Source organism: Lachnoanaerobaculum sp. OBRC5-5, assembly GCF_000296385.1.
In the GTDB taxonomy this organism is placed as follows: Bacteria; Bacillota; Clostridia; order Lachnospirales; family Lachnospiraceae; genus Lachnoanaerobaculum.
Genome location: NZ_JH815185.1, coordinates 411,875 through 430,600, shown reverse-complemented (window position 1 = coordinate 430,600; position 18,726 = coordinate 411,875). Strand labels below are relative to the sequence as shown.

Below are 18,726 nucleotides of genomic sequence, written 5' to 3'. Positions count from 1 at the left end.
ATCACATCTACACCAGTATACTTATATGATATCAATAAAACCTAATATAATGCAGGCTGATCCGCTACAGAATATAAAATTATTATATCCTCTTTTTTAATGAAAGTATGTAACTTTACCTACTGAAATTCCGGTATTTTATAACTTCCAATTTTAATACCTATACTACTATACACCTCTTTTTTAAAGCTGAATATACGTCTAATACCTGATTTTTATTCGGTGCTTGTCAATCCGAGTATATAAAGACTATAAACTTTCCGGCATTCTTTTAGATTACTTTAGACTATATCGATTGGAAAACCTTGCTTAAATCTGCTTTCTATCAATTTAATAGCCTTTTCAATATATATTACCAAATTATTTAACTTTTTATCATCATGGCCATAGTATTCCGATATCGGGTATGGCGGATCCAACTCATACATTTCCCTTATTCTATATTTATCCATTACTCCATCAAGCCATTGTTTCATTTCTTCAGCATTATAAATTTGTGAATTTTTATCTTTTAGATTTTGATAATAAAGTGATGGATAATCATTATTTAGACCCCATGTACCTTTACCTTTTTTATAGGCACTTCCATTAAAATATTTCGGTACAGGCATTAAATTCGAAAAAGAATACATTAAATCAAAAAACCTGTCAAACAATGCTTTCAAATCACCATAACCATAAAATATGTATTTTAAATTTAATAGAATCAATGCAAGCTCATCTTTTTTTGATTTACCTTTTTTATAAATTCCCAATTTAAATTCCCTTGAACGGCAGAAATCTAAAAAGGGAATAAAAGCATTAAATATAGTATCTGCTGATTTTGGTATATCATTTCCATAATAATGCCTATGCAACTTTCTAACCGTTTCACATGAGTCGATTTCAGAGCTTGGAGAAATTCTATATAAAATAGCCGCTCTAATTCCACTCTCTCCACTCAAACCCGGATTTATTATCGGAATCAAATTGGTAAGTTTATTATACCTCATATCTAATATGCCAAACTCTGTTGCAAGTAAGGTATCAACTTCATCTGCAGAATATACTTTTCCTTCTTTTATAGAAGCATAACCTTTCCTAAGCTCTGCATCAAGTTGTTCTTTAGTCATTGTAGCAACAGTTAACGGTATAGATTTATCTGTCATAGTCTCACTTCCTTTTTCTTATATACACCATTCTTAAATTTATCATTTTCTTTAAAATTATTCAGTATCGTCATTTGTTTTCATAACAGCACCTCCGTATACCGTTTTAAAGCTTGTTCCATATTCATCTTAACAGCATATTTTGAAAGTTTTAATAAATTTTTCTCCTTACTTGCAAAGTAAGATTTTATTGCTTCGCTAAATACTTGTGCATCTATTCTGCCCTTGTCTTTGATAATATCAAGTATAGTTCTTTCTTTGTCATACACTGATATTTCTCTGTCAAAAGTATCGGCTATGGTTATTTTACCAACATCATAATAATCTATTTTTACATACTTAAAAATAATATTATCTCTTGCCGACTTAACTCTGCTGACATTATCTCCTACCTTTACAGTCATCACATAAACAAGAGGCATTCTTGTTGATAATCCTTGTAAATACGCTGCTGTTTCGTGAGAAAAAATACCTTTGGGTATTCTGTATGAGAAATAAAGACACTCATCGATATTCTCACCCGGAAGTGCATAAAGTCCGTTGGCTATTTTTTCAAGTTCTTCTTTTATGGTTAATTCTTTTAGCATATCCTTATGAATACCAATATTTAAGGCTTCTTTTGTAGTTATAATCCCATTATTTTCTTTTATTTTTCTTAACAGGAGCTCCCGTTTACTCATTTCCATTACCACCTTTTTGTTCTTAAATTATAGTTTTTATAAGAACAAAAGTCAATTTTACAAAATCACCTGCACTGTCTGATGTTGACTATTTAGCACACGTGACCTCACAGCGTTTTACTCTGAAATCATTGGTAGTAAATTCCATCGTTCTATATTGTTTGCATGATAAAATTATGATAAAATAATGATATAAAGGAGGTGGCATTATGATTAATATTCGCCCTATATCTGATCTTAGAAATAAGTTTTCGGAAATTGAAGAGACCGTTGTTAATTCGAACGCACCTGTTTTCCTTACTAAAAACGGTTATGGAACGATGGTTATCATGAGTGTTGAACAATATTCTGCACTCACAGACGGCATCGAGCATAAACTGGATGAAGCAGATGAAGTCGCAAAAAAATCTGACGTCCGTTATTCTGCTTCCAAGGTCTTTGGAAAAGTAAGGAGCAGGATCAATGAGCATGAAAAAGTATAAGCTGTCATTTCTTCCTCTCTTTGAAGCTGACCTGATAGAGATTACAGACTACATCTCAAATAACCTGAATAATCCGGAAGTAGCGCTTCGATTAGTGGATGATATAGAAATAGAAATCAACCGTAGGTTAGAAACACCTCTTGCGTTTGCTCCGTATCCAACCTCAAAGAACAGACCATATCCGTATTACCGTATCAATATAAGAAACTTTTCTGTCTTTTATGTGGTTATAGACGACACCATGGAAGTCCGCAGAGTGCTGTACGCAAAACGCAATATTGATAATCTGCTGAGATAATTTTAAGCAGCTGTCCTCATCCGGGTAGCTGCTTTTATCTATCTTCATGTCTGTGATATGTCTTTTCTTATGCTTTATTTCAGGACAACACATTTGTATATCATTTTAATATTAGCTCCATATTCATCTTAACTCGGACGCCTTCAGAACCTCCTATTTCAGCTATCGGTTGATTGTGTAGAATAATAGTCTGTTCTTTTGAGAGAATGATCATTTGGCAAGCACCTCATACGCCTCTCGGTTTTTTTCAATAATAAGCTTTGACAGCACAATAATATCTTCATCAGATGCAGAATGAGCTACACAAGAAAAGTTCCTGTTTGCTTCCGTAATGGAAAACGAATTTTCAGTATTCACATTCATTTCCACACCCCTCCTGTCCAAAAACCGCTTGTCCAGTCGGTATTAATACCCTGTGTATAAAAATCCCCCTCACTGTTTGCAGCAGGAAAATATTCTTCAAATGCAGGTAAATTATTCTTCACCTGTTCCATACACATATCCAGAGCCTCATTAATCATACTGTCTGTGGCTTCCGGGTATTTATCCAATAAATTAATATCAATCCATTTATCCACTTAATTAATCTCATTTTAATACTACCATTTGAGTACTGTCATATATTCGGGATTTTTATGTAATTCGGCAACCGGGAGTTGCAGTACTGTTAATAATCAACTAAGTTTACAGCTCTGTTTTTGCATTGCTCAGAGGCGCATTGTGAAGCAGCTGAGTCTATGAGCAATGAAAAAAGGCAGGATATTATTCTTTTAAAATCATATCATAAATACGCATTTTTATTAAATCTAACGACACTAATTCTATAAATCCAGCTTTGTTTCATCCAATAGAAAATCCTCTACTCCAGTATATAAAATTCCACCATCATCAAATCTAGGTACTATATTATTTCTAACTATAACAACTTCCTCAAATGAATCTCCTGTTCTTCTCAAGGATTCCGTTTCTTATACTTGTTTTTCTCTTGTATCAACATTAAGTGCAGATTGAATATAGTATCTATTACTTCCTCTATTGATAATAAAGTCTACTTCTAAATTTTTTCTGATTGTTTTCTTATTCTCATCTTTACAGTTATATTCCACAACACCAACATCTACATTCTCAATTTAAGATTCCAAGGTACACTTTTAAAATAAATGCGTATTTACTACTTTTATTAAAATGTGTGTTAGAACTTATCAAATTCAGCTTGACATGCTACTTTACTGTATTTCACACCATCATTTAACTAAAATCATATCCCCTCCATACGATACAGCATCTTCCCATCCGCATAAAACACACAAATTATAAGCGGATGAATAACAGACCCTAAATAATACATAGCAATTACCTCCACTATTTAATCCATTTTTCCCTCACAAACAAAGATTGATTAAATCACTCCTGCTTTTTCAAAATGTTTTTTAAGTATCCTTGTTGCACCAAATGCTCCTATGCAAGCAAGAACAAAAGTTATCAAGCCAAATCCTACTGCCCACGAAACTTTGAAATAAGATAATGCTTCATTTATTTGTACTTCGCTCATTTTCCATTTTGATGCTCTTTCCACAAAGGAAGCTGTTCCGAATAAAATTACAGGAATTACTGTTCCTAAAAAATCTGCTAATGCAAATGTCCCATATCCAATAATCATTCGTCCCTTGCTCTCATAATTTCCTATAATCAAATCACATATCATTCCACCGATTACAGCAAAGACTGCATGAGGCAAATGTCCTCCTGACAATGCAATTAAACCAAGAAGCGTTCCTGATATTGTAAATACACCCTTCTTTTTAACTTTTACAGCCATAAGAATATAAACGGTAGCAGCTATCATAAAGCTAACTCCTGAAGCAATAAATCCTCCTATAACTGTTGTTGCCATAGCAAAGCTGGCTACCATGTATATGACAATTCCAATTGCATTAAAAATTCCGATTGTAATAAAATCACGACCATTTAATTTGTTTTTCATAAAAATCTCCATTCCGCCGCCAAGTTGCGGCACAAATAGTGATGAAAAGTATTTTTCACACTAGTCCTCCTAATAAATTCTCTGTATTACTATCATAAGAGCAATTATAAAAGCTCCTAATAGTCCAATCAATAAATCCGTTGTTCTAAACCGCAATTCTGTTAATGTTACCCTCTTCTCATCACTATCAAGTCCTCTGATAAGTGCCGAAGCTGACAATTCATCTGAAATCTTAATCATTCTCATTAAAAGTGGAACAAGCGTATATTCCATATATTTAATTGGATGTAGCAACGGGAAAAATCTGCTTGTTATGATTCCTCGAATCTTCATATTCTCTTTTAATGCCTTGAGTTCTATTTTTATAGTTGGTACAAACCTAAGCAAAACACTAAAAGGTATACCAATGCTTCTTGGTACTTTCATTCTATTTAACGCTTCCAGCATTTCACTTACACTTGTAGTCTTTGTTATATATCCACCAAATATAGCGATTAAGGTCATTCTTGATGCAAAGTAAATAAACATATATATTGCAAATACGATGCTTGCTTCGCAAAACTTTCCAAGTCCTAACTCTATGCAGTATAAAAGCACAAAAAACAAGATAAAGCGTAATGCTCTTTTCCACATTCCACTGTATACATACAGAAAAAAGGCGAAGACAAGCAGTCCGAAAAGTAGAATTGTATCGCTTATAAAAAAGCTCGTAAAGGAGGCAATTGGAAGTAGAGTAAGTTTTATTCTCGGATCTATAGTTTTTCTATCCGACAAGCTCTCTACCTCCTCTCATCTTGTCTAATATGAGAAATTTATTACTTTCGCTCATATTCAAAACAGTTTCTATTTTTCCATCTCCCATTACCCACAGCTTGCTCACTGTGTTTGCTAAAAACTCAAAATCGTGACTTATTACCAAAACTGTTGTTCCATTTTTTAATTGTTCTTCAATCAGTTTTGTGACAGAAAGCATTGAGTCTTTATCACAACCTGATGTTGGTTCATCATAGATGAAAATCTTTGCTTGTTTCATCATTCCACAAGCTATTGTCAGTCTTTGTTTTTCTCCTCTTGATAAAGCAAACGGATGCTTATCTATATATTTATCTAAGCCAAGTACATTCAAAATAAAATGTGCCTTTTGGGTATTTTCTTTTTTATCTTTACTTGAAATACCAAGTAGCATTTCATCAAGTACACTTTCCGAAAACAACTGATAGTCTGAATCTTGAAATACAAAATATGACATATCCATTAAATCTTTACGATTCAACTCTTTATCTTTTTCCGCCCATATTTTTCCCTCTTCTATCTTCTCAAGTCCTGAAATTACCCTTGCAAAGGTAGTTTTTCCGGTACCATTTAAGCCGATAAGACCAATGGCTTTTCCGCACTCCATGTTGAAATCAAGATGATTTAAGATGTACTGTTTTTGCTTATTTCCAACCTTAGTTGTACTTGGGTAACAAAATTTCAAGCCTTTTCCACTAATACTTTCATTATTTAATTGATATGAATCTTTCTTCTCACTTATCCTGTATTCTTCTAATTCAAGAGTTCTTAGTCCATTTTCATCCCAAAACGCCCTTTCAAGATAGATAACTTCTTCCCGACTCAAGTCTTTCGTAATTTCTCCGTCTTTCATCAAAAGAAAACGGTCAAATAAAGACTTTACATAGTACAAACGATGTTCAATTAGAACAACCGTTGTTCCTTTTTTCTTTAATTTCTCCAAAATTAAAAACATGTCAAATGTTGCTTTCATATCCAAATTTGCTGAAGGTTCATCTAAAATTAAAACTTTCGGATTCATCGCATATATGCTTGCAATAGCTATCTTTTGTTTCTGTCCGCTTGATAATTCAAAAACAGATTTTCCTTTAAGTTCCTCAATATCCAACTCTGCATATACTTCTTCTACTCTCTGTTTGATTTCATCTCTTGATTTGCAGATAGTTTGAAGCCCAAAAGCTATTTCTTCATCTGTCGTTGTCGTGAAAAACTGACTTCTTGGATCTTGAAATACAGTCCCTACAATATGCCCTACTTCATGAAGTAATAATTTGCTTATATCTTTTCTGGACACAAAGGCTTCTCCTTTCATTTTGCCTTTGTAATAATGCGGAATAAGACCATTCATCACACTTCCAAGAGTGCTTTTCCCACTTCCACTTTTCCCTGAAATTAAAATAAATTCACCTTTTTTAATTTCAAGATTGATATTTTTTAAAGCAGTTCGTCCATCTTCCCATTCATAAGAAACATCTTTTAATAAAATCATGATTATACCTCGTACTGAGCTTTCCATAATTTTGTGTAGTAACCATTTTTATCAAGAAGTTCCCCATGCTTTCCTTTTTCAAGTAAATTGCCTTTTTGAAATACGAGAATTTGGTCAGCTTTTTGAATGGTTTTTAAATGATGAGCCACTACAAGTACAGTTCTATTCTTTGCAAGTTCTGTAATTGCATCTTGTATCAAAGATTCATTTACAGGATCAACATTACTTGTCATTTCATCAAGAATTAAAATCGGTGCATCTTTTAGAAACGCTCTTGCAATAGATATTCTTTGTCTTTGTCCACCTGAAAGAAGCCCACCATTTTCTCCAATATCAGTTTCATAGCCTTTCGGTAAACTCATAATGAAATCATGTATCCTTGCCTTCTTTGCAGCTTTAATGATTTCCTCTTTTGTAGCTCCTTTTTTACCTAGTCTGATATTTTCTTCAATCGTGTTATCAAACAGTTGAACATTCTGCATGACAATACTGATACGATCTAAAAGCTCATCATAAGGAATATCCCTTATATCAATTCCTCCGAGTGTAATTTTTCCTTTATGCACATCATAAAATCTTAAAAGCAAGTTGGTTACCGTAGTCTTTCCACTACCTGATTCTCCAACTAAGGCTGTCATTGTTTTTTCAGCAATAGAAAAGCTCAATTTTTCCATTTTAAATTCATCTTTTTCATAGGAAAAATCTATGTTTTCAAAAGCTATATCATTATCTTTCGGAACAATTCCATTCACTTTATCCGGGATTACATCTGCATATAAAATCCTTGAAAGTCTTTCATAACTATCTACCGCCGAAACATAGTACATATAGTGTTGTTCCATAGAAGCAAATGGCTTATAAAACTCTTTTGAAATTACTGCAAAGATAATAAAATTAAGTACATCAAGACTTCCCTTTATAACAAGTATTGCTCCTGCAATTAAAAGAACTAAATATCCAATATCCAGTAAAAAACCAAATATAGATAGCTGTTTTGCCTTGAATCTTGAAGCTGCTTTGCTTGTTTCTCCAAACTTTTTTGTCTTATTCATAAGCTCATTGTCCAAGCTCTTATTGTTTGAAAAACTCTTTATTACAGGTATTCCTCTAACATATTCAACAAATAAGCTAACCATATCAAGAAGTGCTGAATTATTCTGATTCTCTATTTTTTCAGATTGCTTAATTGTCAGATATAGAAAGATAAGTGCAATCGGAACAGATACAGCCATTAGAATAGCAAGTTTTAAATCAATACTTGCAAGACCAACAAATACAACTGCACCTATCAAAAAATCACCAAACATTCTCGACCACATGTGTCCTACAACAAGGGACATATTATCAACATCTTTGTGTAAAATTGTATTGATCTCTCCCAGTCTTTCATTGGTATAAAATCCCAAACTGAATTTCTTTAATTTGATAATCATGCGTTCTCTTATTTGCTGAACAATATCAAAACCTGCACTATGCTTTTTCATATCTGCGACCATATTACAAATACCTTTGAAGACTACAAGTAATCCTATCGCAATAAAATATTTATAAAGTCTATCTAAACTTGTACCATCAAATATCTGAAACAGTATAGAAAATACGATAACAATCATGGCTATGGAGCTTAGTCCATAAAGGGCAAAGAATACACTTGATATAATCAAATCTCTCTTGCCGGTTTTTGTAAGTAGTTTTAACATTTCTCTAAACATTTTCTGTTACCACCTCCGTACACTCGCAATCCACTCCGTTCCTTGCTCGTGAAAGACTATTATCTTTCAAATTCCATCTATCAACTTTGTTCTGTGCATCAACCATATCCTTATAAAACTCACATCTTTTCATCAACTCTTCATGGCTTCCTGCATCAAGAACAACACCCTTATCCATAACTATAATTTGGTCTGAATCTCTAATCGTATTTAGATGATGAGCAATTGTAATGATGGTTTTATCCTTACTTAAATCATCAATCGCTTCACCGATTAGTCTTTCATTTTCACTATCAACAGCTGCCATTGCCTCATCTAATATTAAAATCGGTGCATTTTTAAGTATCATTCTTGCTATGGAGATTCTTTGTTTTTCTCCACCGGATAACTTAACTCCCATTTCACCTACTCGTGTTTCATATCCATTTGGCAATGCTGAAATAAAATCATGGCATCTTGCTTTTTTAGCTGCTTCTATGACTTCTTCTTTTGTTGCATTTAGTTTTCCGATTGCTATATTTTCAAAAATACTTAAATCAAAAAGGATAATCTCTTGTTGCACACTACCAATCAGCATTGAGATATTTTCTTGACTATATTCTTTTATATCTTTTCCATTTATCAGTATTTGTCCTTCGTCTACATCCCAAAATCCCATAAGCAAATTAGATACAGTGCTTTTCCCACAACCACTTGCTCCTACAAAGGCATTCAAACTATTTTTCTTAAAAGTTAAATTGATATTTTTTAGCTCAAAGCTATCTTTTCCGTATGCAAAATTCACATCTTTAAATTCTATATTTCCAAAGTCTAAACCTTGTTCTGTCTTTTTCTTTGGAAGCGAAACTGTTAAAACTTTTCCAATCGCCCTTAGAGCTTCCTTAAACACAATAGAAAAATGTTGCAATGTAGCTGTCTTACTTATAGATGCAGTAAAAGCAGACGATAAAATAATGGCAAGTATAAAATTAGGTGTTGTAATATTTCCATAGTAAAGAAATATACTTCCCAAAATCATGACAATAACTACTCCAATTTCCATAAATATGTCAATGAGTCCCATTGGAATTGTAATTGCTCCCATGCTCTTTTTAACCCAGTAAATATATTCCCTTGCCGTTTTTAATGTTCTTTCACTAATCTCCTCTTCTTTAGCAAAAGCCTTAATAACAGAAATATTTTTTATATATTCCATTAGCTCTTCTCTCATCTTGTTTTCATGGTTAAAGTAAATAGCAAAGTTTTTATCCATTGTTTTCTGTGAAAGAACTTTTACCAAATACATAAGTGGAACTCCCGCAATCATACCAAGTGCAAGACGCCAATCTACAAAAATCATAGCTACAAAAATAATGGTAGGCAGAAGTGTAACTGACATTATTTCCGGAAGACCATGAGCAAGATATACTTCCACTTGTTCCACATCATGCTGAACGATATTGGTAAGCTCCCCGGTATTATGTTCTTTGAAAAATCCTAAACTTAGTTTTTTCAGATGCCCGATAATATCTAACCTAAGTTCTGTCAATTTTTCGTAGGCTTTTTCATGGGCAACTTTTGTTGCAAAATAATAAAACACACCTTTTAATGCAAACGATATAAAGATTCCTAAGAAAATATACTTTAAATTCCCTTCGTTAATATTGTTTGTAATTAAAGAACTAATCAAATATACAAGTAAGATTTGTGGTATCAAATCAAATACTATTTTTAAAGCAAGAAGTAAACCCGCTAAGCTATTTTTCCCAATCACTTTTTTTCTTAATTCTTTTTCCGGCATGAACAACTCTCCTTTCAAAATTGAATAATATTGAATTATAATTCAATATTAAGGTTTAAAGTAAGACTTTGCTGATTACGCAAAGTCTATTTTTTAGTGCTGATTATAGGGATTCCACTCCCTTGTAATAACACCTTGCAATAAGTTTTAACATGTCTTTTGCCCACTTTTCACTTTGATAGTGCCTTGCTATTTCAAGAAGCCCCTCTGTAAAGTTACTGGCTAAAATATGAGCAAGCATTGGATCATATACCTGTTTCGATTGTCTTTTTAAACTTACTTCAATATGAACCTGCATTTGTGATATGAGTTTTTGTTTTGCTTCTGTATGTTTCGTTCCTGAGCTTTTATCCATCAAAATAATTAACTTCTTACGCTCTTTTAAAAGTTCATGAATGTAGTTTTCTCCAGCTTCATCAAACCTTTCAGAAGCAGAACCTTTTTCCAAAGATTCTTCCTCATTAAAGGCTGACTCGAAATTTATATAAACTGAACTTACTACTGCATCAAACAAAACTTCCTTATTTTTAAAATAGGTATAAATGAGTGCCACAGGAATATCTGCTTCTTTTGCAATTTCTGTTAATTTGGCACCTCTATAGTCCTTTTTATAAAACACTTTTTCTGCTGCTTCAAGTATTCTATTTCTAACTTCTTCTTTTAATACTTGTGCCATAGCACACCTCTTTCTATGTTAATACTGAATTTATATTTAATAATAAATTATAATTCAATATTTGTCAAGATGCCTATAGAAAACATATCGACAACCTTTAAGAGCTTTAGATATTCTGCTTCACTACGCAAACTATCTCGTTTTGCAAGCTACATAATGTTATGAAAATCATTTATTTGCATTTTTATCTTCTTCTTTTCTCCAAACAAAAAAGGCGGTTAGATTTTACTCTAATCACCTTTTGATTCTATAACCTTGTTTATTCTATTTCATTACAACCCATTTGCCTGATTTGGTAGAGCCTTCTCTTTTAATCTTACCGTCTGCTCTTAATTTTTTTATGTGATAACGAACTCCGTCAAAAGAAACATTTAAATGTTCCGCAATTTGTTTTGCTGTAATATTTGGCTCCATCATCATCAATTCAATAATTCTATTCGATACGGATTTCTCAATTTTTATTTCTTGGGTAGTTTCTTGGGTAATACTACCATTAAACACCTTTAAAAACTCTGAATTTGTACCCATAACTGCGTTAGTATAGTTATCTTCTTCATTGTCCGGATAAAACTTAAGTTCAGGAGAACCATTTTCTAATAGTGCATCTTTTGCTCGCCTTATTCCTGATCCGTAAGACTCTATCAAATTTAATGAAAAGAACATATCTTTAAGTTCTTTATTAAGATACTGCCGTCTATCAAAACTTCTATCCCTATTAAGAGCTTCGATAGTTACAGGAGGAAGTGGTCTGTTATGGTTTACAAAAGAAATTCTATCCTTGTAAATATATATTCCTACAAATGGACGCTCTTTATAATTCACTTAATAAGTGAATTATAATATTTAGCAAAAACATAGTAATAATGGACGCTTTCATCCACTATCATGGTGTTACCACGAATAATTTAGGTTAAATATATACCAATTATAGTAGCTCTTATATCAAGAATAGCTTTTCACCTGTTCTACAAAATCTAAAATAAGCTCGGAAAAGCTATCTGCAATTTCCTCAAGGTCAGTATAGTCATTATTATATCCGCGTATCTTACCACTTTCCAAGTCTATAAATACAATGCTTCCGTCACCTAAGCCTCCGATAGGAAATGCTTTCCCGTGTTCACATTCACTCATATACTCCTCGTATGCTTCTTCAAAGAATGTATAGTTTTCTTCAAGCTCCTTCAAGTCAAAAATCCACGGTTCCGCCAAATAGCAACCTCCCAGGTTAAGAAGTAGCCAACGATACTCTGAGGGTATGGAAACATAATTTAATTCAAACTTTTTTATATTATCCTCAGACTCCGGCAGGATACCTTTTGTGAACACGCTTGCTTCGTAAGCCGCCTTAATCCTGTCAAAGTGTTTTTCTAAAATAATATTACACATTTTATCTCCTTAATGAAATTATAGATGCTTTATTTATTTAGATACTGACATTCCCTTAATCACTAGCTTATCCCTTAAAATGTAGTATTTTTTAGGAGATAAAAATAATATATCATTGCCTCTCCAACAATGCCACCGTCTCCGCATGCTTCGTATGACAAAAGCAATCAAACACCATCCCCTTTTCAAATCTATACCTTTGCTTCTTGAAAACCTCCAAATCCCTTGCCAGTGTCTCGGGATTGCAGGACACATATACCACTTTCTTCGGTTTCAGCCTACCTACTGCGGCTATGAACTCCTCTGTAGATCCTGTTCTTGGTGGATCTAGAATCACCACATCTATCTTTTCATTAGCTGCTGCCAAATCGTTTATAAATGCGGTTGCATCGGCATTATAAAATTTCACATTCTTTATATTGTTTATCTTGGCATTCGTGATGGCATCTTTGTGGGCATCCTTATTCAGCTCCACAGATATTACTTCCTTTACGGACTTTGACGCAATCAGCCCGATAGTACCTATTCCCGAATAGGCATCCAAAAGCAATTCATCCCCTTGCAAACCTGCATACTCTATTGCCTGAGAGTAAAGCTTTTCGGTTTGATCTCTGTTTACCTGATAGAATGACTTCGGTGAGATTTTGAATGTAAGTCCACAGAGTTCATCTGTGATATAGCCCTTGCCATACATCACTATTTCTCTGTCACCAAGCACCATACTGGTGTTTTTGTTGTTTATATTTTGAACTATTGTAGTTATTTCGGGATGTTCTCCTCTCAGTACCTTTATAAAGGCATTCTTATTTGGGAATATTACATTTGAGGTCACCAAAACCACCATGATCTGACCGCTTTTCTTTCCTACACGTATCAGTACATGGCGCAAGAAGCCGAATCCGCTGTCCTCGTCATATGCCTTTATTTTAAATGAAACACACATTTTCTTGATGGTCTGTATGATACTTCCCGCCTTCTCATCTTCAATCAGACAGTTTTTTGTATCCACCACTTTATGTGAGTTCTTTTCATAAGTTCCTGCAATGATTTTCTTGTTTTCAAAGCCGAAAACCGCACTTACTTTGTTCCTATAATGATAGGGATTGCTCATGGAGACAATCCCGTCAAATTTGCCGTATTTTTTTATCAATGAATTTGCTGTGTCAAGTTTCTCCTTGACATGCTTATTGTATGAACTGTTTATATAATCGCAGCCGCCACATTTTTTGGCGACTGCACATTTTAGCTCTTTTGAAGCTTTTATATTTCTTTTGTTAATTCCTTCAGCCATGCTTTCTCTTCTTCACTAAGTCCATAGGATATGGAATCATAGACCTGTTTTTGATATTTATTATAAATCTCTATATCTTTCTTTGTCATTACATCTACCAATAGCGGTTCACTGTCTATAGGCGCCATGGTAAGGCTTTCAAATCCGAGGAAACCTTCCTGCTTTTCAATAACATTCATCAAAATTTCCATTCTGATACCATGCTTACCGCTTATATATACTCCCGGCTCATCACTCATTATCATTCCCGGCTCAAACTCAAGATTTCTGAATACATCTTTGTTTATCTTGTTTCTGATAGATGTAGGTGCTTCATGGACCGTATTTACAAATCCAACACCATGTCCGGTACCGTGATTATAATCAAGTCCATGCTCCCAAAGTGCCTCTCTTGCCTTTATATCAAGGCAAACACCTATTGCTCCTCTCTTAAATGTAGTATTTAAAAGTCTGAGCATACCGATGGTTACCAAGGTATAATGAAGCTTCTCTTCATAGGTATTTTCTCCAAGAGAAATTGTTCTTGTTACATCTGTGGTACCGTCCTTATATGTAGCACCTGAATCAAACAGGTATAATCCTCTAGCTTCCAGCTCTTTTGCAGTCTCATATTCAGCCTCATAGTGAACTATTGCACCGTTTTCGGCATAACCTGATATAGTCGGGAAGCTTAAATCAAGGAAAAGATCATCCCCTCTTCTTAAATTATCAAGATAGTCTGATGCTGTCTTTTCTGTAAGCTTGGCACCGTTTTTTACCTGCTGCTTTATCCAATACATATATTTAGCCATATATACGCCGTCTCTGATATGAGATTTTTTCATATTTGAAACCTCAACATCATTTTTTATATTCTTCAGATAGGTTACAGGGCTTAATACACTGTAAAGTTTGTTTGCATTTTCTTTTTTACTTATAGAAATAAATGTCTTGTAGCTGACATCCGCCTCATCAAACATTATCTGTTTGTTTTTAATACCTGCCACAGTTTCATCAAAACTCTCATATGACTTTATATCTATTCCGTTCTCATCCAAATATGCCCTTACTTCATCACTTAGCGCCTCATCCTGAATAAATAATGTCGCCTTGTCACTCTCAAGTATAAAATAAGACAGGAAAAGCGGATTGCATTTTATATCAAAGGCTCTAAGATTAGTTAGCCATGCGATATCGGATAATGAAGATACTATCAAAAGATCTCTACCCTTCATTCTTTCTCTTACTTCACTTATCTTTTTTGCCGCCGACTTTCCTGCATACTTCTCTTCTAAAATAAACACTTTTGTATGTGGTCTCTCCGGTCTGTCAGTCCAAACCTCATCAGTAATTTCTTTACCGATTGCAAGCTTTACACCTTTTTTTACAACTTTGCCTGCAATTACTTTTCCTTCCGAGAAGCTTAGAAGTGAACCGTTAAATCCGAGTACTTCATCTTTTTTCATCTTTTCTTCCAGGAGTTCATCAAGATTAGGTACTCCGGGCTCTCCCATTTTCATAAGAGTTATTCCGCTGTCTTTAAGCTCGCTTTCCGCCTGTAAAAAGTATCTTCCGTCTGTCCAAAGATATGCTTCTTCCTTCATTACAAGGAGTGTACCCGCACTTCCTGTAAAACCGCTTAAAAATCTCCTGCATTTGTCATATTCTGTAGGATATTCACTTTGATGTGCATCAGAAGAAGGGGATATCCATGCGTCTATCCCCTCTCTTTGCATTACTTTTCTTAAATCAACAATTGTCTGTTTCATAATGCTCCTTTATATTAAACATTTATAAAGCCAAATTTTACCAATGCATTAAAAACTCCGTCATCCGCTATATTTTCGGTGACATAGTCCGCATATTGTTTTAGTTCCTCTATTGAATTGCCCATGGCTATACCAAGTCCCGATTCCTCCAAGATTTCCTTATCATTCATAGAATCTCCGAATGAAACCGTATCTTTTAAATCGACACCGAAGTAATTACATAGGCGTTTTAGTCCTTCCGCCTTGCTTGCAACCTTTTCTACAACATCGGCTCCGAACATTCCGGCAAAGAGCGGCAGTTTCAAAGTTGGAAATTTCTTTTCTATATCCTTTGCACCTTCAACCGGTCCTATATAAGTCAATGTTCTTATGGGCAGGTCAAATAATTCTTCAGCCGGATAAAACTTTCTAAAATGTTGTCCCCACCTTTTAAAATCATATGCATCAATTATATGCGGATTGAAAAAATAATCCTTATCTTCAAGGGTAAGGCCAATAGAGCATTCCTTGCCCTCTACATACTTTGCCAGACCTCTTAAAACATCCTTATCAAAGAAATGTTCAAAGATTTTTTCTTCTCCCACCTTTACCAATGTACCGTTAAGACCTATTACAGCATCAGGCTTTACTATATCAACGAATTGCTTACTGTCGCTGTTTTCAGGATTTCTACCTGTAGCAAGGACTATGATATGCCCCTGCTCTCTTAGCTTTTCTATAGCCAAAAGAGCTGAAGGGGTTATCTTATAATCTTCATGATTAAGCAATGTCATATCAATATCAAAACTGAAAATCTTTTTATTTTGCATTATCCAACCTTAATTTACTCAAATGCCAAATATCTCTTACATATTCTTCAATGGTTCTGTCGGATGAGAACTTACCTACATTTGCAGTCTGTGTAAGTGCCATCTTTGCCCATCTCTTCCTATCTCTGTAAGCCTTATCAACTTCTTCATGAGCCTTGGCATAACTTCTGAAATCCTTCAATATAAAATATGTATCAGCTCTGTCATGACCGCTATTCTTTAAGAGTGAATCATAGATTTCTCTAAACTCCTCAGTATTATTTGGAGAATAGAATCCGTTTACAAGCTGCATAAGTACAGTTCTGATCTCACTGTCACTGTTAAAAATAACCATCGGATCATATTCATGATTCTTCTCATATGCAATAACTTCATCTGAAGAAAGACCGAAGATAAATGCATTCTCCTGACCTACTTCTTCAACTATCTCGACATTTGCACCGTCCATAGTTCCTATAGTAGGTGCACCGTTGAGCATAAACTTCATATTTCCGGTACCTGAAGCCTCTTTACTTGCAGTAGAAATCTGTTCACTGACATCAGCTGCGGCAAAAATTATCTCGGCATTTGATACTTTGTAATCCTCTATGAATACAACCTTTATCTTATCATTTATACTCTTGTCATTATTAATAACATCAGCAACGGAGTTTATAAGCTTAATTGTCTGCTTTGCTCGTCTGTATCCTGCCGCCGCCTTGGCACCGAATATAAAGGTTCTCGGATACATATCGAAGTTATCATCATTTTTAAGCTTATTATAAAGATACATTACATGTAAAATATTTAAAAGCTGACGCTTATACTCATGTAATCTCTTTACCTGTACATCAAAGATAGAATCCGGATTTATATCTACCCCGTTATGTTCCTTAATATACTTCACAAGTCTTAATTTATTTTGATACTTTATCTCCATAAACTCAGCCAAAGCTGTTTCATCATCCAAATAGTCCTTAAGACCTGCCAAAAGCGGTAAATCAGTAATAAACTTATCGCTTCCAAGCTTCTTTGTAATCCAATCTGTCAAGAGCGGATTTGCATGAGCAAGGAATCTTCTTTGAGTAATACCGTTAGTCTTATTGTTAAACTTATCAGGCATCATCTCGTAGAAGTCTTTCAACTCCTGATTTTTTAAGATTTCTGTATGAAGTCTTGCAACACCGTTTACGGAAAATCCTGCTACAATAGCCATATAAGCCATTCTTACCTGTCCGTTATAAAGTATTGCCATGTTCTTTTCTTTTTCTGCAAAGTTGTGCGGATATCTTGCTCTTATCTGCTCTACAAATCTTCTGTTTATCTCATCTACTATTTGATAAACTCTTGGAAGCAGTGATTTAAACAAGTCTATAGGCCACTTTTCAAGTGCTTCCGCCATTATTGTATGGTTTGTATATGCCATACACTCTGTAGTAATCTTCCATGCCCCATCCCAGCTTAATCCTTCCTCATCCAAAAGAAGTCTCATAAGCTCAGGTATTGCTACTGTAGGGTGAGTATCATTTAACTGGAATACCACTTTCTTCGGCAAATCATGTATATCGCTGTGATTTTCTTTAAACTTGTCAAGTGCTCTTTGAAGGCTGGCTGAGATAAAGAAATACTGCTGCTTTAACCTAAGTTCCTTACCTGCATAGTGATTATCATTCGGATAAAGTACCTCTACCAATGTCTTTGCAAGATTCTCCTGCTCAAGCGCCTTTTGATAATCTCCCTTATCAAACTGCTCAAGGCTGAAGTTTGTAATAGCCTCGGCATCCCAGATACGAAGTGTGTTTACCATTCCGTTCTCATATCCAAGTACAGGCATATCATAAGGAATAGCTCTTACAGAACCGTAGTTCTCCTGTATAAACTTCTCCTTACCGTCTACATTTTCAACTCTTACATTTCCACCGAATTTTACTATATAAGAATATTCACTTCTCTTTATTTCAAAAGGATATCCGTTTTTGATCCAGTTATCCGGAACTTCCTTTTGATATCCGTTTTCTATTTTTTGCTTAAACATACCGTAGCGGTATCTAATGCCGCAACCGTATGCAGGGTAATTAAGAGTTGCAAGAGAATCAAGGAAGCATGCGGCAAGTCTTCCAAGACCGCCGTTTCCAAGTGCCGGATCGCTCTCCTGATCTTCTATATCTGTCAGATCAAAACCAAGCTCATCTAAAACTTGGGCAACTTCTTTTCTTGCACCGAGATTTATTATATTATTGCCGAGGGCCCTGCCTATCAAAAACTCCATTGACAGATAGTATAGAATTTTTGCATCCTGAGCGTCATAAGCCTTATGTGTAGCTATCCACTCATCTATAATGGTATCTTTTATGGCGTAGGAAAGAGCATAGAAAACCTGCTCTTTACTCGCCTCATCTATAGTTTTTCTGTATAATACCTTTACATTATCCTCTATAGCTTTTTTTAATTCCTTAGCGTTCATCATCGTAA

General features: G+C 34.4%; 18 protein-coding genes and 1 pseudogene. 2 read left to right on the top strand and 17 right to left on the bottom strand.

Features of this window, described 5'->3' with window-relative positions:
• Positions 1–281: 281 nt before the first annotated feature.
• On the bottom strand, positions 282–1,148 hold the full coding sequence (locus tag HMPREF1135_RS14105) for a hypothetical protein (protein ID WP_007591432.1): 867 nt from the start codon (positions 1,146–1,148) through the stop codon (positions 282–284).
• A gap of 80 nt (positions 1,149–1,228) precedes the next feature.
• On the bottom strand, positions 1,229–1,828 hold the full coding sequence (locus HMPREF1135_RS02010) for a type IV toxin-antitoxin system AbiEi family antitoxin domain-containing protein (RefSeq protein ID WP_007591430.1): 600 nt from the start codon (positions 1,826–1,828) through the stop codon (positions 1,229–1,231).
• 209 nt (positions 1,829–2,037) lie between these two features.
• Between HMPREF1135_RS02010 and HMPREF1135_RS02005 the strand changes: the two genes are divergently transcribed.
• A complete protein-coding gene (locus tag HMPREF1135_RS02005; RefSeq protein ID WP_007591429.1) occupies positions 2,038–2,310 on the top strand; it encodes a type II toxin-antitoxin system Phd/YefM family antitoxin in 273 nt (90 codons plus the stop codon).
• Entirely contained in the window at positions 2,291–2,608 is a 318-nt protein-coding gene (locus tag HMPREF1135_RS02000) for a type II toxin-antitoxin system RelE/ParE family toxin (protein ID WP_007591427.1), read from the top strand. The genes HMPREF1135_RS02005 and HMPREF1135_RS02000 overlap by 20 nt, the downstream gene beginning before the upstream one ends.
• A gap of 210 nt (positions 2,609–2,818) precedes the next feature.
• Here HMPREF1135_RS02000 and HMPREF1135_RS13895 read toward each other — a convergent pair whose 3' ends face one another.
• The 15 genes and pseudogenes from HMPREF1135_RS13895 to HMPREF1135_RS01935 form a co-directional block, all read right to left on the bottom strand.
• Positions 2,819–2,977 (bottom strand): hypothetical protein, encoded by a 159-nt coding sequence (locus HMPREF1135_RS13895; RefSeq protein WP_156804095.1) that lies wholly within the window; start codon positions 2,975–2,977, stop codon positions 2,819–2,821.
• Complete coding sequence (locus tag HMPREF1135_RS01995; RefSeq protein WP_007591422.1) at positions 2,968–3,186, bottom strand: hypothetical protein; 219 nt, start codon at positions 3,184–3,186, stop codon at positions 2,968–2,970. The genes HMPREF1135_RS13895 and HMPREF1135_RS01995 overlap by 10 nt, the downstream gene beginning before the upstream one ends.
• A 243-nt stretch (positions 3,187–3,429) precedes the next feature.
• Complete coding sequence (locus HMPREF1135_RS14240; protein ID WP_255347310.1) at positions 3,430–3,564, bottom strand: hypothetical protein; 135 nt, start codon at positions 3,562–3,564, stop codon at positions 3,430–3,432.
• 443 nt (positions 3,565–4,007) lie between these two features.
• Complete coding sequence (locus tag HMPREF1135_RS01990; RefSeq protein ID WP_007591417.1) at positions 4,008–4,592, bottom strand: MptD family putative ECF transporter S component; 585 nt, start codon at positions 4,590–4,592, stop codon at positions 4,008–4,010.
• Positions 4,593–4,661: 69 nt separating this feature from the next.
• On the bottom strand, positions 4,662–5,366 hold the full coding sequence (locus HMPREF1135_RS01985; RefSeq protein WP_007591414.1) for an energy-coupling factor transporter transmembrane component T: 705 nt from the start codon (positions 5,364–5,366) through the stop codon (positions 4,662–4,664).
• Positions 5,356–6,873: an ABC transporter ATP-binding protein gene (locus HMPREF1135_RS01980; RefSeq protein WP_007591412.1), complete on the bottom strand. Its 1,518-nt coding sequence runs from the start codon at positions 6,871–6,873 to the stop codon at positions 5,356–5,358. The genes HMPREF1135_RS01985 and HMPREF1135_RS01980 overlap by 11 nt, the downstream gene beginning before the upstream one ends.
• A 2-nt stretch (positions 6,874–6,875) precedes the next feature.
• Complete coding sequence (locus HMPREF1135_RS01975) at positions 6,876–8,585, bottom strand: ABC transporter ATP-binding protein (RefSeq protein ID WP_007591411.1); 1,710 nt, start codon at positions 8,583–8,585, stop codon at positions 6,876–6,878.
• Positions 8,578–10,365 (bottom strand): ABC transporter ATP-binding protein, encoded by a 1,788-nt coding sequence (locus HMPREF1135_RS01970; protein ID WP_007591402.1) that lies wholly within the window; start codon positions 10,363–10,365, stop codon positions 8,578–8,580. Before HMPREF1135_RS01970 ends, HMPREF1135_RS01975 begins: the two co-directional genes overlap by 8 nt.
• A 103-nt stretch (positions 10,366–10,468) precedes the next feature.
• Entirely contained in the window at positions 10,469–11,041 is a 573-nt protein-coding gene (locus HMPREF1135_RS01965; protein WP_007591401.1) for a TetR/AcrR family transcriptional regulator, read from the bottom strand.
• A 264-nt stretch (positions 11,042–11,305) separates the two neighbouring features.
• Positions 11,306–11,842, bottom strand: a pseudogene (locus HMPREF1135_RS01960) (ATP-binding protein); the annotation flags it as partial.
• Between the two features lie 141 nt (positions 11,843–11,983).
• Entirely contained in the window at positions 11,984–12,427 is a 444-nt protein-coding gene (locus HMPREF1135_RS01955; protein WP_007591398.1) for an SMI1/KNR4 family protein, read from the bottom strand.
• A 112-nt stretch (positions 12,428–12,539) separates the two neighbouring features.
• Complete coding sequence (gene rlmD / locus HMPREF1135_RS01950; RefSeq protein ID WP_007591396.1) at positions 12,540–13,718, bottom strand: 23S rRNA (uracil(1939)-C(5))-methyltransferase RlmD; 1,179 nt, start codon at positions 13,716–13,718, stop codon at positions 12,540–12,542.
• Entirely contained in the window at positions 13,688–15,466 is a 1,779-nt protein-coding gene (locus HMPREF1135_RS01945; RefSeq protein WP_007591394.1) for an aminopeptidase P family protein, read from the bottom strand. The genes rlmD and HMPREF1135_RS01945 overlap by 31 nt, the downstream gene beginning before the upstream one ends.
• Positions 15,467–15,480: 14 nt before the next feature.
• Complete coding sequence (locus tag HMPREF1135_RS01940) at positions 15,481–16,275, bottom strand: HAD family hydrolase (RefSeq protein ID WP_007591392.1); 795 nt, start codon at positions 16,273–16,275, stop codon at positions 15,481–15,483.
• Positions 16,265–18,721 carry a glycogen/starch/alpha-glucan phosphorylase gene (locus HMPREF1135_RS01935; protein WP_007591391.1) on the bottom strand — a complete coding sequence of 819 codons (2,457 nt, stop codon included), beginning with the start codon at positions 18,719–18,721 and terminating at the stop codon, positions 16,265–16,267. Before HMPREF1135_RS01935 ends, HMPREF1135_RS01940 begins: the two co-directional genes overlap by 11 nt.
• Between the last annotated feature and the right edge of the window lie 5 nt (positions 18,722–18,726).

What these genes read in the sequence shown, in the direction of transcription:
- HMPREF1135_RS01935 (WP_007591391.1), bottom strand. Translation starts at nt 18,721, where the DNA reads ATGATGAACGCTAAGGAATTAAAAAAAGCTATAGAGGATAATGTAAAG.
- HMPREF1135_RS01970 (WP_007591402.1), bottom strand. Translation starts at nt 10,365, where the DNA reads ATGCCGGAAAAAGAATTAAGAAAAAAAGTGATTGGGAAAAATAGCTTA.
- HMPREF1135_RS01945 (WP_007591394.1), bottom strand. Translation starts at nt 15,466, where the DNA reads ATGAAACAGACAATTGTTGATTTAAGAAAAGTAATGCAAAGAGAGGGG.
- HMPREF1135_RS02010 (WP_007591430.1), bottom strand. Translation starts at nt 1,828, where the DNA reads ATGAGTAAACGGGAGCTCCTGTTAAGAAAAATAAAAGAAAATAATGGG.
- HMPREF1135_RS01990 (WP_007591417.1), bottom strand. Translation starts at nt 4,592, where the DNA reads ATGAAAAACAAATTAAATGGTCGTGATTTTATTACAATCGGAATTTTT.
- HMPREF1135_RS01975 (WP_007591411.1), bottom strand. Translation starts at nt 8,585, where the DNA reads ATGTTTAGAGAAATGTTAAAACTACTTACAAAAACCGGCAAGAGAGAT.
- rlmD (WP_007591396.1), bottom strand. Translation starts at nt 13,718, where the DNA reads ATGGCTGAAGGAATTAACAAAAGAAATATAAAAGCTTCAAAAGAGCTA.
- HMPREF1135_RS01965 (WP_007591401.1), bottom strand. Translation starts at nt 11,041, where the DNA reads ATGGCACAAGTATTAAAAGAAGAAGTTAGAAATAGAATACTTGAAGCA.
- HMPREF1135_RS01980 (WP_007591412.1), bottom strand. Translation starts at nt 6,873, where the DNA reads ATGATTTTATTAAAAGATGTTTCTTATGAATGGGAAGATGGACGAACT.
- HMPREF1135_RS01955 (WP_007591398.1), bottom strand. Translation starts at nt 12,427, where the DNA reads ATGTGTAATATTATTTTAGAAAAACACTTTGACAGGATTAAGGCGGCT.
- HMPREF1135_RS01940 (WP_007591392.1), bottom strand. Translation starts at nt 16,275, where the DNA reads ATGCAAAATAAAAAGATTTTCAGTTTTGATATTGATATGACATTGCTT.
- HMPREF1135_RS02005 (WP_007591429.1), top strand. Translation starts at nt 2,038, where the DNA reads ATGATTAATATTCGCCCTATATCTGATCTTAGAAATAAGTTTTCGGAA.
- HMPREF1135_RS02000 (WP_007591427.1), top strand. Translation starts at nt 2,291, where the DNA reads ATGAGCATGAAAAAGTATAAGCTGTCATTTCTTCCTCTCTTTGAAGCT.
- HMPREF1135_RS14105 (WP_007591432.1), bottom strand. Translation starts at nt 1,148, where the DNA reads ATGACAGATAAATCTATACCGTTAACTGTTGCTACAATGACTAAAGAA.